A 14,057-nucleotide genomic window follows, 5' to 3' on the forward strand; every position below is an offset into this window, starting at 1 on the left:
GGCGGACCTGGGGTTGCCGCCTAGTCCGAAACGAGATGTTGGAAGGCCTGCAGGTTCGCGAGCGACTCGCCGCGCGACACCCGCCAGGCCCACTCCCGCCGGATGGCGTCGGCGAACCCGATCTCCAGCAGCGGGTTGAAGTCGCCGTCGGCCGCCTCCAGCACCTGACCGAGCACGCGGTCCAGCTCGTCGGGCGTCACCGCGTGCTTCCCGAGCCGGCCGACCAGGTAGATGTCGCCCTCGGCGTCGATCGTGTAGTGCACGCCGTAGAGCCGGGCGTTGCGGCGCAGCAGGAACCGGTAGACGTCCTCGAACGACTGGTCGGGGCGCCGGCACACGAACGCCTCGACCAGCAGCGCGTGCGTCGTCTCGATCAGCCACACGTTGGTCTGCAGCTTCTTCGTCCCCGGCAACGTCACGAAGAACTTGCCCTCTTCGCGACGGTCGTGCTTCAGCTCGCGCTCGTCCAGAAAGGACTTGATCACGCTGTCCAGGCTCAAATGAAAACCTCCCGGCGGAACACCTCTGCCGCTTCCTGATACCCCGCCAGCAGAGCGTCAGTCGTGCGGTCCCACGAGAAGCGTCGCGCATGCCCCACGGCGTTGCTCGCCAGGTGCTCCCGTTGCGGCAACGCCACCGACCCGATCGCCGCGGCCCACGCGTCCGGCTCGTGCCCGTGCACGAGCACCCCGGACACCCCGTCGTTGACCGCCACCGGCAGCCCGCCGACGGCCGCCGCGACCACCGGCGTCCCGCACGCCTGGGCCTCCAGCGCCACCAGCCCGAACGACTCGTTGTGGCTCGGCACCGCGACCAGGTCGGCGGCCCGGTAGACCTCGGCCAGCGCCGGCCCGGGCTGCGGCGGCAGGAAGCGCACCACGTCGGTGATCCCCAGCTGCGCGGCCAGCTCCTCCAGCGCCTTCGGACGCTCGGTGCCGCTGCCGGACGGCCCGCCGACGATCAGCACGACCAGCCGCGACCGCAGCCCCGGATCGCGCACCAGCATCTCGGCGGCCGCGCGCAGCAGCACGTCCGGAGCCTTCAGCGGCTGGATCCGGCCGACGAACGCCAGCACGATCGCGTCCTGCGGCAGCCCGAACCCGTGCCTGGCCCGCGCGCGGTCGCCGGGCGTGAACCTGTCCAGGTCGACACCGGGCGGCACCACGGCGACCTTGGACGGCTCCGCGTCGTAGAGCTTGATCAGTTCGCCGGCCTCGATGTCGGTGTTGGCCACCAGCCGGTCCGACTCGTTGACCACCTGCTCCTCGCCGATCACCCGCATCCGCGGTTCCGGCGTGTCGCCCTCGGCCAGCGCCAGGTTCTTGACCTTGGCCAGCGTGTGCGCGGTGTACACGAGCGGCACGCCCCACCGTTCCCGCGCGAGCCAGCCGACCTGCCCGGACAGCCAGTAGTGCGAGTGGATGGCGTCGTAGTAGCCGGGCTCGTGCCGTGCCTCCGCGCGCAGGACACCCGCGGTGAACGCGCAGAGCTGGCCGGGCAGCTCCTCCTTGCCCAGGCCCTCGAACGGTCCGGCGGCGACGTGCCGGACGCGCACGCCCGGCGCCAGCTCGGCCACCGGGGGCAGCTCGGACGACGTGGCGCGGGTGAAGATCTCCACCTCGACCCCGCGCTGGGCCATCCGCGTGGCCGTCTGCACGATGTAGACGTTCATCCCGCCCGCGTCACCCGTGCCGGGCTGCTCCAGCGGCGAGGTGTGGACCGACAGCACCGCGACGCGCTTCATCGGACCACCCGCAACAGGTCGGCGGCGAACTGGTCGGGCCGCTCCAGGAAGGGCACGTGCGCGGTGGCGGGGTACAGGCTCAACTCGGCTCCGGGGATCAGGGCGGCGGAGTACTCGGCGGCGGCAGGGGCGACCACCTCGTCTTGAGTTCCGTGCACCACCAGGGTCGGCACGTCGACGGCGGTCAACACGTCAGCGCTGCCCACATCCCTGCGGAACAGCTCACCTCGCACTTTAGGGCTCACCGAGGTCGCGGCGGCTGTGAGTTCGCCGACCGTCCCGGCAGGCAGCGCGGGTGCCATGGCCCGGCAGAACTCGGCCATCACCTCGTCGTCGGTGATGGCACCGGGCAGTGCCTTGCGCATCACAGGTCCGGTCTCGCCACCAGGGCGGCCACGGCCGATCTCGGTGATCGCGCTCACGAACACCAGCGCGTTGATCTTCGCGGTGCCGTGGAAACGCAGGTAGTCGGCGATGACGAGCCCGCCGTAGGACCAGCCGACGACGGTCGCCGGACCGGTGTGATCGAGAACAGCTTCGAGGTCCGCGGCCCATCGGGCGGAATCGCGGTAGTCGCCGAAGTCGTCGGACTCGCCGTGTCCGCGCAGGTCGACGGCGTACGTCCGGTGGCAGGGCAGGTCCCAGACCGCGCCCGTCTGCGCCCAGCCGTGGATCAGCACCACCGGCGGCGCGTCGAGCGGTCCTGCCTCACGAACGGCCAGTCGTCCCCCGCCGGCCGCCGTCACGTGTGTGAGCTGCACACCCGTACGAACGACCTGGTCGGGGGACGAATTCCCGCTGGCCCGGAGGTAACGCGGGGGCCGAGGCCTACTTGGCCGCGGACTTGCTCTTCCACTGCTCCCACGGGATCTGCCAGTCGTACCAGTCGAACTGGGCGGGCAGCGTGGTGATGGAACCGGTCACCTCGACCGGGTCGCCGATCATCGCCGAGTCGTAGTACGCCTTGGCGTCGGCTTCCAGCAGGTTCGCGCAGCCGTGCGAGGTGTTGTTCTTGCCGATGTTGCCGGCGTTGTCGTTGTTCTCGTGGATGAACTCGCCGTGGTTGGAGAACCGGACGGCCCACTTCTTCACGACGTTGGTGTAGCCGTAGCGCGGGTTGTCGAACGACCAGGTGTCGTTCTTCGACATGACCACGAACGTGCCGTTCGGCGTGGTCCGCTCCGCGTCGTTGTCCAGGCCGAACGAGGCCGGGTACGAGGCGACCTGCTGGCCGTCGCGCAGGACCACGAGCTGGTGCGTCGGGTTGTTGATCTGCACGACCTGGTTGCGGCCGATGTTGAACTCGCTGGACACGTCGGCCTTGCCGAACGCGCCGCCACCGTAGTTCACGCCGTAGAGCTTGGCTTCGACCTTGATGTGGGTGTTCGCCGGCCAGTACTTCTCCGGCCGGTAGTGCACTTCCTGGTCGCTCAGCCAGGCCCAGGTGCCGGTGACGTTCGCCGAGTTGGTGACCTTGAGGGCCTTCTCGACGGTCGCCTTGTCCTGGACCGGTGCTTCGAACTTGACCATGATGGGCGCCGCGACGCCGACGGTCTGGTCGTCGCCGGGCCACAGCGTCGCGCGGGTCTGCGACCCCGGCGCGACGGTGGTGAACGAGCCCTTCAGCTCGACCGGCCTGCCGTCCTTGCCGACGACCTTGCCGGCGTAGCTGTACGTCTTGCCGTAGCCCAGCGGCTCGGCCGTGGTCCAGCCCGACTTGTCCTCGGTGATCGTGCCCTTGACGTCCTTGCCTTCGGGCGACTTCAACGAGACGGACTCGATCGTCCCGTCCACGACGGTGACCTGGACCGGGGTCGTGACCTGCACGTCCTTGGTGCCGTCGACCGGCGACAGGGTGACCTTCGCGGATGGCTGCGAAGTGTCCGCCTTGGGCGAGCCTGCCTCGACACTCGAGCAGCCGGTCAGCAGCGTCAGCCCGGCGACCAGCGCGACAAGTGTTCTCTTCACGGTTTCGACCTCCCACCATGGTGGACGTGCAGGACCAGGTGACGGTGCGAGTGATGTCGGTCACACACATACGATCGAGGGTGTGAATCGACCTGTCGCAGTAGTGACCGGAGCCAGTGCGGGCATCGGCGAAGCCACCGCCCGGCGGCTGGCCGCCGAGGGTTTCCACGTCGTGCTCGGCGCACGCCGTCTGGACCGTCTCCACGTTATCGCGAAGGAGATCGACGGGACGGCCATCGCGCTGGACGTCACCGACGAGGCCTCCGTCGCCGCCTTCGCCGAGGGGGTACCCCAGGCCAACGTCCTCGTGAACAACGCGGGCGGTGCGCGCGGGCTTTCCACCGTGGCCGAAGGTGATCCGGACGAGTGGCGCTGGATGTGGGAGGCGAACGTCCTCGGCACGCTGCTGGTGACCAAGGCGTTCATCCCGAAGCTGATCGCGTCCGGCGACGGGCACATCGTGTCCGTGACCTCCGTCGCGGCACGTGACGCGTACGACAACGGCTCCGGCTACACCAGCGCCAAGCACGCGCAGTCGGCGCTGCACCGGACGTTGCGCGGCGAGCTGCTCGGCCAGCCGGTGCGGGTCACCGAGGTCCTGCCGGGCATGGTCGAGACGGACTTCTCGGCCAACCGGTTCGGCGGGGACACCGAGCGCGCCGCCAAGGTCTACGAGGGCCTGACCCCGCTCACCGCCGACGACGTGGCCGACGTGATCGCGTTCGCGGTCACCCGGCCGTCGCACGTGAACCTCGACGAGATCGTGCTCAAGCCGCGGGCTCAGGTCTCCGCGACTCGGGTACACCGGGTGTGAGCAGCTCCACGTCCAGCTGACGCAGGACGGGCTCGATCGGGTTCGCGAACCCGGTCGTGCCCGATCCGGCGACGTACAGGCCCACGACGCGGTTGTCCGCGTCCACCAGGACCGCACCGCTGTCGCCGTGGTCGCCGAAGCGTTCCGACGAGTGCACGCGGATCTGGTCGCGCAACGTCCTGACGCCGATGCCGTCGCCGAAGTCGAGCTTCAGGGTCATGTCCGTCGACGCGACCATGCCGTGCGTCAGGCCCGTGGTCCGGCCGTACTTGCGGATCGACGAGCCGATCGTGGCCGGTGCCGTGCCGGTGAGCGCACCGATGTCGAGGACCTCCGCGCGGAACGGCCGCGCACCCATCTTCAGCCCGGCCGCGCTGACCGCGCCCGCGAGCGCGGCCCGGTCGAGCACCGCGACCTGATCCGCACCGGGCACCCCACCGTCCACTCTGGACGGATGCACGAACGCGTCGCCCACCGCCCACGAGTCGTCGACACAGCCGACGTGGAAAGTGGTGAGCCCCAGCACCTTCCGCGGTTCCTCGCGGGTCACCGCGAACGCGCCGAGCGTGCCGGCGATCACGTACTCGCCCGCTGCCGGGACCTCCGGCGGCACGACCCGGACCGACCGCGCCGGGCCGACGCTGATGCCGCCCTGCAACACCGGATGCCGTTCCGCCACAACGGGATGGTCGTCCGCGGTGCGGGTGATCCTGGCCCGGTGCAGCACGATCGACTCGGCGATCACGTCCGTCGGCACGCCGCGGACCTCCGGCGGGATCTGCCGCGGGTGCTCCGGTCCCTTCGCGCACACGTAGACCACGATCGCGGCCCGGCCCGTCGGGCGTCCGCCGGTGTACTTCTCGCCGATGTCGACGCCGATCACGCCCGGCCTGGACAGGAACTCGTCCTCGACCATGCGCTTGACCGGCCTGATGACCTCGCGCGCGTCGTCGTCGAGGTGGCTCACCGCGACCTCCGTTCCCCACCTACCTCAATGAAACACGCGCGGTAGTGGTTCGTCACATGGAGTCACCCGGACAGACCTACAGCTGAACGCCCACGAAGACCGGTTCCGGGTGCAGTTCCACGCCGAACGCCGCACGGACGCCGTCGCGCACCTCACGCGCCAGGTCGAGCAGGTCCTCGGTGGACGCGCCGCCGCGGTTGGTCAGGGCCAGCGTGTGCTTGCTGGACAGCGACACCCGCCCGCCGGGGCCCTGGTGGCCCCTGCGGAACCCGGCACGTTCGATCAGCCAGGCCGCGGAGAGCTTCTTCTGGCCGGGGCCCGCGGGGTAGGTGGGCACGTCGACGTCCGAGCCGAGGCGTTCGGCGATGCGGATCAGCACGCCCGCGAACGTCGAGTCGTCGATGATCGGGTTGGTGAAGAACGAGCCCGCGCTCCACGTGTCGTGGTCGGCCGGGTCGAGCACCATGCCCTTGCCGCGGCGCAGTTCCAGCACGGCCTTGCGGGCCTCGTCGGCCGGGACGCGATCACCTTGCGCTACACCGAGAACGCGGGCCAGCTCGGCGTAGCGGATCGGTGCGGACATGCCGCCCGCGGTGAGCGAGAACCTCGTCCGCAGCACGACAGCGTTGTCCGTGCCCTTCAGCACGCTGGTGCGGTAGTCCAGGCCGAGCTTCGCCGCGGGCACCTGGTGCACCTTGCCGCTGCGCCGGTCGAGAAGATCCACCGACTGCAGCACCTGGGAGATCTCGACGCCGTACGCGCCGACGTTCTGCACGGGCGTGGCGCCGTTGAGGCCGGGGATGCCGGACAGGCACTCGAGGCCGCCGAGGCCCTGCGCGACCGCCTCGGCGACGACCGCGTCCCACTCCTCGCCCGCCTCGACGGTGAACTGGACGATCCCGCCGCCCAGCGGGTCGAGCCGGAAGCCCTTGGTGGCGACGTGCACCACGGTGCCGTCGAAGCCGCCGTCCGAGATCACGAGGTTCGATCCACCGCCGAGCACGAGGACCTTCTCGTCGTTGGCGGCGTCGGCTGTTCGCACGGCTTCGACCAGCTCAGCGGCGGTCGTGGCGTGGACGAACCGCGCGGCCGGGCCACCGAGTCGGAGCGTGGTGCGCTCGGCCAGAGGTACGGACTGCGTGGTGGTCACAGACGTCAACGGTAGCCTCCGCGACATGGCACGCCGCATCGAGCACCACACCACGTCACCCCATTCGGCGGAGAAGGTCTTCGGCGCGATGGTCGACGAGACCTATCTGCGGGACCGGCTGGCCGCGATCGGCGGCAACGACGCCGAGCTGGTGACGTTCTCCAGCGCAGGTGATCGCACGTCGTACCAGCTCAAGCAGGGTGTGCCCGCCGAGCACCTGCCGTCGATGGCGAAGTCGCTGCTGGGCGGCGACCTCGTGATCCAGCGCGTCGAGAACTGGGCGGCCGGCGCGGGCACGGTCGAGGTGACGATCAACGGCGTGCCTGGCCGGTTGGACGGCGCGTTCACCATCACGGGCAACGGTTCCGGCTCGAAGCTCACCCTCACGGGGGAGGTCAAGGTCAGCATCCCGCTCGTGGGCGGCAAGCTCGAGAAGCTGATCGCCGAGCAGGTCGCGGTGCTGCTGGACAAGGAGAGCGAGTTCACGTCGGAATGGCTCGCAAACCGCGGCTAGCGGCCGGCCGGGCCCGTGCGCTCGGCCTGCCCACGCGCGGCACGACCAACCCGAACCGCCTGCGCCGGGTCGACCGGTGGATGACCGGGACGCTCTCGTCGTTCCTGGCCTCGGTGCCCGACCCGCTCGTGGTCGACCTCGGGTACGGCGCGTCGCCGATCACCACCGTCGAGATGGCCGCGCGGCTGCGTGCCGTGCGGCCGGACGTGCGCGTGCTCGGGCTGGAGATCGACACCGACCGGGTCGAGGCAGGCAAGGCGGTGGCCGACCCGCCGTGGCTCGACTTCCGGCGCGGAGGCTTCGAACTGGCCGGAGCGCGGCCGGTGCTGTTGCGCGCGTTCAACGTGCTGCGGCAGTACACCGAGGAGCAGGCGTTCGAGGCGTGGGACACGATGCTCTCGCGGATGGCTCCCGGCGGGCTGGTCGTCGAGGGCACGTGCGACGAGATCGGCCGCCGGTGCACGTGGGTGACGCTGTCGGCGGACGGGCCGCAGACGTTCACGCTGGCGTGCAAGCCGTCCGGGATCGAGGTGCCGTCGGACCTCGCCGAGCGGCTGCCCAAGGCGTTGATCCACAAGAACGTGCCGGGTGAGCGCGTGCACGCGTTGCTGGCGGAGCTGGACGCGTGCTGGGCCACGGCGGCACCGTTCGCGCCGTTCGGGCCGCGGGCGCGGTGGGTGGAGTCGGCGCGGCTGCTGGCCGAGCGGGGCTGGCCGGTGCTGGACGACCGGCGTCGTTGGCGTCTCGGGGAAATCTCGCTCGAATGGGCGGCCGTGGCGCCCTAGTGTGGATTTGTGGACTTCGTCGCGCAGATCGAGACTCAGGCATCGTTGATGCGTTCGGCCGCCGTCAAGGCGGGTCCGGACGCGGCGGTCCCGTCGTGTCCGGAGTGGACGGTGCTGGACCTGGTGCGGCACCAGGCCGCCGTGCACTCGTGGGCGGGCAAGGCCGTCGTCACCGCCCCCGAAGCGGGCCTGCCCGAGTGGCCGACGCCGCCGCGGGACTTCGACGAGGCGCTCACCTGGTGGGACGACGCGGTGTCGACGCTCGTGGCGAACCTGCGCGAGACCCCGGGCGACCGTCCGGCGTGGACGTTCGACGGCACGAACCGCGCGGGCTGGTGGGCGCGCAGGCAGGCGCACGAGACGGCGATCCACCGCCTGGACGCCGAGCTCGCGACCGGCCACGACGTGCCGACGCTGCTGTTCGACTCCGAGTTCGCCGCCGACGGCGTCGACGAGTTCCTCACCGTGATGGTCCCGCGCCAGCTGCAGAAGGGCCGGGCCATCGAGGTCACCGGCCGGCTGCTGGTGCACGCCGCCGACGCGGGCCGCACGTGGGAGGTCCTGCTGGCCGCCGGTGAGCCGTTGGTGGTCTCCGCCGTGCACGGCTCGGCCGTCGACGCCGACGTCACCCTCGTCGGCACCGCGGACGCCATCTACCGCAAGCTGTGGGGCCGCCCGAGCCACGCGATCGTGACCGGAGACGAGTCCCTGTTGGCGGCGGTGCCCAGGCCGTGAATACTTCTGCGGCGTGCCATCTCCTGAACGTCGCTATGTGATCACCTTCGGCTGCCCCGACCGCACCGGCATCATCGCGAGGATCTCGTCGTTCCTCTCGGACAACGGCGGCTGGATCGTCGAGGCCGCGTACCACACCGACCCGGAGACCGGCTGGTTCTTCACCCGCCAGGAGGTCCGCGCGGACTCGCTGCCGTTCGGCGTGGACGAGCTGCGCGCCCGGTTCGCCGACGTGGCCGCCTCGCTGGGCGCGCAGTCGACGTGGACGGTGACCGACACGGGCTCGCGCAAGCGCGTGGTGATCCTCGTCTCCAAGGAAGGCCACTGCCTCTACGACCTGCTGGCCCGCGTCGCGACCGGTGAGCTCGACGTCGAGGTGTCCGCGGTCGTCGCGAACCACCCGGAGCTCGGCGACATCACGCGCGCACACGGCATCCCGTTCCACCACGTGCCGTTCCCCGCGAACGACCCCGAGGGCAAGCAGGCCGCGTTCGCCCAGCTGCGGCAGCTGGTGGACAAGCACGACCCGCACGCCGTGGTCCTGGCGCGCTTCATGCAGATCCTGCCGCCGGAGCTGTGCGCGGCCTGGGCGGGCCGCACGATCAACATCCACCACAGCTTCCTGCCGTCGTTCATCGGCGCCCGCCCGTACCACCAGGCGCACCGGCGCGGCGTGAAGCTGGTCGGCGCCACGTGCCACTACGTGACGGCCGACCTGGACGCCGGGCCGATCATCGAGCAGGACGTGCTGCGGGTGCACCACGGCGACTCCGTCGCGGACATGGTGCGCAAGGGCCGGGACATCGAGAAGGTCGTGCTGGCGCGCGGACTGCGGTGGCACCTGGAGGACCGGGTGCTGGTGCACGGCAACCAGACGGTGATCTTCTGAGGTCTTACCAGCTTTCCTTGCGGTAGACGGTCTTCTCGCTGAAGTCCTCTTCCGGCTGGGCGGCTTTCGGTTCGGGTGCGGGCGGGGCCGGGACCGACACGTCGGTGTCCAGCTCGTTCGCGTGGCCGCCGACGACCTGGCGGAACTCGCCGAGCACGTTCGTCGCGGCACCTTCGCGAGCGGACCTGGTGAGCGCGAGGATCTTGCCCGCCAGCTCGGCGTTGCCCTCGATCTTCAGGTCGAGCAGCGCACCGTTCGGGGCGACCGTGACGGTGATCGCCTTGTCCTCGGTCGTCACGGTCGTGCCCGCGGACTCGAGGTTGCGCCGGAAGGCCGCCGCGTTGCGCTGGAGCTCGGCCGTCTTGGCCTCGAAGTCGGCGAGCCATTCGTCGGGGGTCATCGAGCTGCTCATTTCTTCTCCGGACGAGGACCGTACTTCGCGGTCAACTCGGCCACTTGCGCCTGGTCGTCGACATCGATCTTGACCGGCCCGTTGTACATGATGATGGACTTGTCTGCGGCAGGACCGTCGGGAATCTTCTCCGAGCGGTACATCGCCGCGCCGATCACCGCAGAGGCGGTGCTCTGCCAATAGTCGCGCTTCACGATCTCGACGAGCTCCTGAACCAGGGCGTCCGACGCGACCTCCGGTTTGAGAGCGGCGTCCAACCCAATTCCCTGTCCCAGGTCGAGGCCGTGGGTGTACTCGTACCTGGCGGCTGCGACACCAGGCACCGCCTGCCAGTCCGCGACGATCTTCTTCCCCAGCTCGTCAACGACCTTGTCGAACGTCGACGATTCCTTCTTCGCTCCGCCACAGCTCGCCAGCAGAAGAACTGCGGCGAGCATGGAAACCGCCCGAAGCAGGCTCATTTCTACTCGCCCTCACGATCGATGCGATAGGTGTGCATCTCGGATGAACTGCCTCCGGTGAACGCGCCAAGACCGTCTTTGTAACGCTGAACCGAAGGGTTCGCCCCCTTGTCGAGTTCACGCGCCGCGCTCGTGTAGTTCTCCGGGATCTGATGGTTCTTCCCGACCGAGTTCCCCTGATTGTCGAAAGTCACCGTCGTCCGGTTCGGCAGGTCAGGATTGTCGGAAGCGTCGAGGTGCGGGACGATGTCGTTCCGGTTCTCCAACGACAGCATCTGGACGTTGTCCGGCACGTCGATCCGGCCGACCGGTGAACCCGCGGTGAGAACGTGCGTCACGTTGTACCCGTGAGCCACGAGGTCACCTGTCGCCTGGGCGGCGACGATGCCTCCCTGGCTGTGACCGACGAGCATGACCGGTGCACCCGTGTCCTGGGCACCCGCTCGGCGCAGTGCCTCCTCGATGCCCTTCTGCAGCACGGTGTTGTTGCCGGCCATCGCATCGACGTTGGTACCAAGATCGTTCGCACCCTTGGTCGTGAACGGTGCGTTCCACTCCTTGGTGCCGGGAACGTCGACCACGTACCCGGTCACCTTGCCGTTGGCATCTCGGATGATCTGGACGTCGAGGTTGGCGGGATCCGGATGGGCTCTGTCCTCCAGGTTCTTCGAGTCGTTGCGCCTGGCCAGGCCGTCGAGCAGGTCTCCCAGGTTCTTCGGCTCGTCCGGGTTCGACGTGCGCGAGTCGGTCACCTTCGCGTCGCTGTCCGGGTAGGTCGCGGCCAGCAGGTCCAGGCTGGTGGCGAGGTCCATCGGGATTCCCAGCGCGCTGAGCATCCCCGGCGTCATGCCGACCAGGTTGTCGACCATGCCGGGGTGGTTGACCAGCCACTTCTCCCAGTCGCCGTCGTAGTTGAGGTACACGTCGGCGGCGATCGAGCCACCGCCGACCACGGCGGCACCGAGCGGGTTGGTCGCGACCGCCAGGCCCGCGAACCAGCGACCGGCGTCCAGGCCCTTCGCGGCCAGTTCGTCGGCCATCTCGTAGGCGATCCGGGTGGCCTTCAGCGCCTCGCCGCGCAACCCGATGCCGGCCGACGTGGCGGTGAGGCCGTTGGGTCCGTCGAGGGCGACGGCCATCGCGGCTTCGAACTTGGCCACGCCGCCGGGGTTGAGCAGGGACGAGGCCAGCACGTCCGGTTCGGCCAGGAACTTGTGGCCGGCCACCGCGGTCTTGAGGGTGTCGCCGGCGACGTCGGCGGTGAGGTCGCCCATCGCGGCGAGGTCGCCGAACTTGGCCTGGACGCCGCCCGCGCCGCCTTCGACCTGGATGTTCGAGATCGTCATGCCAGTGCTCCCGCCACCGCGGGCGCCACCCAGGTGCCCAGGTCCTCACGTCGTGCCGGTTCGAGACGCACCATCCGGCGGCCCGACCCGTCCGGTTCTGGGTCGAGTCCGCTCCAGCCACCGGTGGTGTGCACCCAGTTGACCTGGGACGTCCCGTTGGCCCAGAGGACCAGGCAGCGCAGGGCGCCGTCGGTCTGCTCGGCGACGGCGCGCGCCAGCGACGCCTCCTCGCCCGAGAGGTTCAGCTGCGCCAGCACGGCGGCCGGGGCATCCGGGTCGGCGGCGCGGAACAGCCTGGCCGCGCCCATCTCCTGCAACGCCTCCAACGGCAGCCGGCCGCGCAGGGGCTCCGCGTCCTGCAGGCCGCCGAGTCGCGACTCCAGGCTGGTACCGGCGGGTTCCTCCGGGGGCACCGCGCGGATCAGTTCCTTGCCCAGGTCGACGGACGCGAACATGGACAGCTCGACCGCGCCGTCGCCCAACGCGAAGAGAGAAGCACCCAATGGGCCGTTGACCGCGTGGACGCTGTGCGAGCTCTTGTCACCGATGGACGCGATGGTGTCCAGCAGAACCGTTGGCGCAGCAAGGATCTGCAGGTTGCGTTCCACCGACGGGTGCACCTCGGCCTCGTCGCCGACGCCCGTCACGACGCGCTTCTTGGTGAGACCGGCCTCGGCCGGGCCGATCTGGACGTCCTCGGCGGGCCGCCAGTCCGGTGGCAGGTCGACACCGGTCTTCTCGACCAGGTAAGCGAATTCTCCGGCGGACAGCACGAGCCGGTGCGGTGCCGGGGTCACGCGGGCACGCCCTGACCGCGCATGTACTCGCCGACTTCGAGCCACGCCTTGTCGCCGTGCGGCGGCAGGTTGTCCGGACCCCACTTCCAGCCGGCCCACGGCGGCTGCGGGGGCTGCGGTGCCTGACCGCCGCCGAATCCGAGGGCGTCGGCCACGCCGTTCGCGATGTCCTTGACCGCGTTGTTGAACGCGTCGACGGCCCGGTTGAAGGTGTCGATCGCGCTGGTGAACCACCCGGTGACGGCCTCGGCGATCCGCTTGATCGCGGCGATCATCTCGCGGACCTCCTGGGCGTGCCTGCGCAGTGCCGCCGCGGCCCCGTCCAGGCCTTCCGCCGCCTGGAACAGCTTGCGCCGGTCGGCTTCCACGGTGTCGCGGCAGCGGTCGGCGGCCACCGACTTCCACTGCATCGCCCGCGCGCGGTCGTTCATCTCGGTGCCGCGGGTGCGCACCGACTCGGCGCGCTTCTCGATCTCGCCCGCGATGCGGTCCAGCTCGTCCGGATTGCCGTACACCCCTACCCCCGTTCAGTCGCAGAAGAGCAAACCACGACTGATCAAGAGGATGCACACCGAATCGGGCAAGATGAGCGGAACTGCTCAGCGGCCGGGTTCGAGTTCCCCGGCTTCCGAACGCGGCCCGTACCTGCGCTCCATCTCGACGACGTCACCGAGCGCGAACTTGATCTCGTCACGTGCCACGATCTCGGCCCCGGACGGCGACGTGAACAGGATGCGGAAGTCGACCCGGCGGCCGGTGCCGGTCCAGTAGTCGCGCCGGATGATCTCCACGGCCTCGTCGGCCTTCGCCTTGTCCGGCACGGTCGCCTTCACGCTGAGGTACTGCCGGTGGTCCATACCGGTCGTGTACTTCACTTCGACCGAGGACACGCCGTCGTGCGCCTTCAGGTCCGACTCGATGCGGTCGCCCAGGTCCTCGACGGTGTCGTCGGACGTGCCGCACGCGGTGAGCATCAGCAGCGCCAGCAGCGCGAGCCGCCTCATTTGCTCGGCCGCGTCGGTCGGGGGCCGTAGCTGGCCGAGGGTTCGCCGTCGAACTCGATGCTGCCCTTGGCAATGGGTTTGGCCTGTCCGGGCTTGTCCGCGTACGGCGGGTCGTCGGTGGAGTAGACGAGGTAGCCGGTGCCGACGTCACGCCACGTACCGCGCCAGTAGTCGCGTTTCGCGATGTCCACCAGGTCGCGGACGGTGGACTCGGTGATCTTGTCCGCGTGCACCATGACCTCGACGGTCATGCTCTCGCCGAGGTCGAGGCCGTGCCGGTACTCGAACTGCGCCGCGGCGACCTCCGGCCGTTGCTTCCAGTCGGCCACGATCTGCCTGCCGACGGCGTTCACGTCGGCGTTGAAGTTCTCCAGCACGCTGCATCCCGTCAGCAGCAGGAGGAGAACCGGAAGAAGTCTGAGCACCGCGCACCCCCGCCGTGGATATTGGCAGAAGCGCGCGGTGCCCGCC

The 14,057-nt window shown here is 69.8% G+C and carries 18 protein-coding genes; 5 read left to right on the forward strand and 13 right to left on the reverse strand.

All coding sequences use genetic code 11. The features are described 5' to 3' along the window. Nucleotides 1-20: 20 nt before the first annotated feature. The 4 genes from ACWEIJ_RS03810 to ACWEIJ_RS03825 all read right to left on the reverse strand — a co-directional run bounded on the left by ACWEIJ_RS03810 (nucleotide 21) and on the right by ACWEIJ_RS03825 (nucleotide 3,712). Complete coding sequence (locus ACWEIJ_RS03810; RefSeq protein ID WP_449835626.1) at nucleotides 21-500, reverse strand: YbjN domain-containing protein; 480 nt, start codon at nucleotides 498-500, stop codon at nucleotides 21-23. Continuing rightward, entirely contained in the window at nucleotides 497-1,744 is a 1,248-nt protein-coding gene (mshA, locus tag ACWEIJ_RS03815; RefSeq protein WP_449835627.1) for a D-inositol-3-phosphate glycosyltransferase, read from the reverse strand. The genes ACWEIJ_RS03810 and mshA overlap by 4 nt, the downstream gene beginning before the upstream one ends. Beyond that, on the reverse strand, nucleotides 1,741-2,505 hold the full coding sequence (locus ACWEIJ_RS03820) for an alpha/beta fold hydrolase (RefSeq protein ID WP_449835628.1): 765 nt from the start codon (nucleotides 2,503-2,505) through the stop codon (nucleotides 1,741-1,743). The genes mshA and ACWEIJ_RS03820 overlap by 4 nt, the downstream gene beginning before the upstream one ends. Nucleotides 2,506-2,572: 67 nt before the next feature. Beyond that, nucleotides 2,573-3,712, reverse strand: a complete 1,140-nt coding sequence (locus tag ACWEIJ_RS03825; RefSeq protein WP_449835629.1) for a L,D-transpeptidase — start codon at nucleotides 3,710-3,712, stop codon at nucleotides 2,573-2,575. An 82-nt stretch (nucleotides 3,713-3,794) separates the two neighbouring features. Here ACWEIJ_RS03825 and ACWEIJ_RS03830 point away from each other — a divergent pair, with 82 nt between their 5' ends. Beyond that, the gene (locus tag ACWEIJ_RS03830) at nucleotides 3,795-4,526 is read left to right on the forward strand and encodes an SDR family oxidoreductase (RefSeq protein ID WP_449835630.1); all 732 of its coding nucleotides are present in this window, start codon (nucleotides 3,795-3,797) and stop codon (nucleotides 4,524-4,526) included. On the opposite strand, the gene ACWEIJ_RS03835 is transcribed toward ACWEIJ_RS03830, so the two are convergent. Together ACWEIJ_RS03835 and ACWEIJ_RS03840 are read right to left on the reverse strand one after the other, a co-directional pair. After that, nucleotides 4,480-5,493: a hypothetical protein gene (locus tag ACWEIJ_RS03835; protein ID WP_449835631.1), complete on the reverse strand. Its 1,014-nt coding sequence runs from the start codon at nucleotides 5,491-5,493 to the stop codon at nucleotides 4,480-4,482. The genes ACWEIJ_RS03830 and ACWEIJ_RS03835 overlap by 47 nt on opposite strands. A gap of 76 nt (nucleotides 5,494-5,569) precedes the next feature. Then, nucleotides 5,570-6,670, reverse strand: a complete 1,101-nt coding sequence (locus ACWEIJ_RS03840) for a UDP-N-acetylmuramate dehydrogenase (protein WP_449835632.1) — start codon at nucleotides 6,668-6,670, stop codon at nucleotides 5,570-5,572. Here ACWEIJ_RS03840 and ACWEIJ_RS03845 point away from each other — a divergent pair. Genes ACWEIJ_RS03845 through purU form a run of 4 tightly spaced genes read left to right on the forward strand, consistent with a single transcriptional unit; the run spans nucleotide 6,669 to nucleotide 9,566 of the window. Further along, a complete protein-coding gene (locus tag ACWEIJ_RS03845; RefSeq protein WP_449835633.1) occupies nucleotides 6,669-7,157 on the forward strand; it encodes a DUF2505 domain-containing protein in 489 nt (162 codons plus the stop codon). The genes ACWEIJ_RS03840 and ACWEIJ_RS03845 overlap by 2 nt on opposite strands. Next, nucleotides 7,136-7,942, forward strand: a complete 807-nt coding sequence (locus ACWEIJ_RS03850; RefSeq protein ID WP_449835634.1) for a class I SAM-dependent methyltransferase — start codon at nucleotides 7,136-7,138, stop codon at nucleotides 7,940-7,942. The genes ACWEIJ_RS03845 and ACWEIJ_RS03850 overlap by 22 nt, the downstream gene beginning before the upstream one ends. Before the next feature lie 9 nt (nucleotides 7,943-7,951). Next, on the forward strand, nucleotides 7,952-8,677 hold the full coding sequence (locus tag ACWEIJ_RS03855) for a maleylpyruvate isomerase N-terminal domain-containing protein (protein WP_449835635.1): 726 nt from the start codon (nucleotides 7,952-7,954) through the stop codon (nucleotides 8,675-8,677). Between the two features lie 37 nt (nucleotides 8,678-8,714). Further along, nucleotides 8,715-9,566: a formyltetrahydrofolate deformylase gene (gene purU, locus ACWEIJ_RS03860; protein WP_449835636.1), complete on the forward strand. Its 852-nt coding sequence runs from the start codon at nucleotides 8,715-8,717 to the stop codon at nucleotides 9,564-9,566. Nucleotides 9,567-9,570: 4 nt separating this feature from the next. Here purU and ACWEIJ_RS03865 read toward each other — a convergent pair whose 3' ends face one another. The 7 genes from ACWEIJ_RS03865 to ACWEIJ_RS03895 all read right to left on the reverse strand — a co-directional run bounded on the left by ACWEIJ_RS03865 (nucleotide 9,571) and on the right by ACWEIJ_RS03895 (nucleotide 14,011). Further along, on the reverse strand, nucleotides 9,571-9,966 hold the full coding sequence (locus ACWEIJ_RS03865) for a YbaB/EbfC family nucleoid-associated protein (protein ID WP_449835637.1): 396 nt from the start codon (nucleotides 9,964-9,966) through the stop codon (nucleotides 9,571-9,573). 8 nt (nucleotides 9,967-9,974) lie between these two features. After that, complete coding sequence (locus tag ACWEIJ_RS03870) at nucleotides 9,975-10,439, reverse strand: hypothetical protein (protein ID WP_449835638.1); 465 nt, start codon at nucleotides 10,437-10,439, stop codon at nucleotides 9,975-9,977. A 2-nt stretch (nucleotides 10,440-10,441) separates the two neighbouring features. Then, complete coding sequence (locus ACWEIJ_RS03875; RefSeq protein ID WP_449835639.1) at nucleotides 10,442-11,785, reverse strand: lipase family protein; 1,344 nt, start codon at nucleotides 11,783-11,785, stop codon at nucleotides 10,442-10,444. Beyond that, entirely contained in the window at nucleotides 11,782-12,582 is an 801-nt protein-coding gene (locus tag ACWEIJ_RS03880) for a hypothetical protein (RefSeq protein WP_449835640.1), read from the reverse strand. Before ACWEIJ_RS03880 ends, ACWEIJ_RS03875 begins: the two co-directional genes overlap by 4 nt. Further along, nucleotides 12,579-13,097: a WXG100 family type VII secretion target gene (locus tag ACWEIJ_RS03885; protein ID WP_449835641.1), complete on the reverse strand. Its 519-nt coding sequence runs from the start codon at nucleotides 13,095-13,097 to the stop codon at nucleotides 12,579-12,581. Before ACWEIJ_RS03885 ends, ACWEIJ_RS03880 begins: the two co-directional genes overlap by 4 nt. 84 nt (nucleotides 13,098-13,181) lie before the next feature. Beyond that, nucleotides 13,182-13,586: a hypothetical protein gene (locus ACWEIJ_RS03890; protein ID WP_449835642.1), complete on the reverse strand. Its 405-nt coding sequence runs from the start codon at nucleotides 13,584-13,586 to the stop codon at nucleotides 13,182-13,184. After that, nucleotides 13,583-14,011: a hypothetical protein gene (locus ACWEIJ_RS03895; RefSeq protein WP_449835643.1), complete on the reverse strand. Its 429-nt coding sequence runs from the start codon at nucleotides 14,009-14,011 to the stop codon at nucleotides 13,583-13,585. The genes ACWEIJ_RS03890 and ACWEIJ_RS03895 overlap by 4 nt, the downstream gene beginning before the upstream one ends. Nucleotides 14,012-14,057: the final 46 nt, after the last annotated feature.

Source organism: Lentzea sp. NPDC004789, assembly GCF_053601075.1.

Coding starts and splice junctions, on each gene's coding strand:
- ACWEIJ_RS03840 (WP_449835632.1), bottom strand. CDS start 6,670: ATGTCGCGGAGGCTACCGTTGACGTCTGTGACCACCACGCAGTCCGTA.
- ACWEIJ_RS03845 (WP_449835633.1), top strand. CDS start 6,669: ATGGCACGCCGCATCGAGCACCACACCACGTCACCCCATTCGGCGGAG.
- ACWEIJ_RS03875 (WP_449835639.1), bottom strand. CDS start 11,785: ATGACGATCTCGAACATCCAGGTCGAAGGCGGCGCGGGCGGCGTCCAG.
- ACWEIJ_RS03865 (WP_449835637.1), bottom strand. CDS start 9,966: ATGACCCCCGACGAATGGCTCGCCGACTTCGAGGCCAAGACGGCCGAG.
- ACWEIJ_RS03890 (WP_449835642.1), bottom strand. CDS start 13,586: ATGAGGCGGCTCGCGCTGCTGGCGCTGCTGATGCTCACCGCGTGCGGC.
- ACWEIJ_RS03870 (WP_449835638.1), bottom strand. CDS start 10,439: ATGAGCCTGCTTCGGGCGGTTTCCATGCTCGCCGCAGTTCTTCTGCTG.
- ACWEIJ_RS03850 (WP_449835634.1), top strand. CDS start 7,136: ATGGCTCGCAAACCGCGGCTAGCGGCCGGCCGGGCCCGTGCGCTCGGC.
- mshA (WP_449835627.1), bottom strand. CDS start 1,744: ATGAAGCGCGTCGCGGTGCTGTCGGTCCACACCTCGCCGCTGGAGCAG.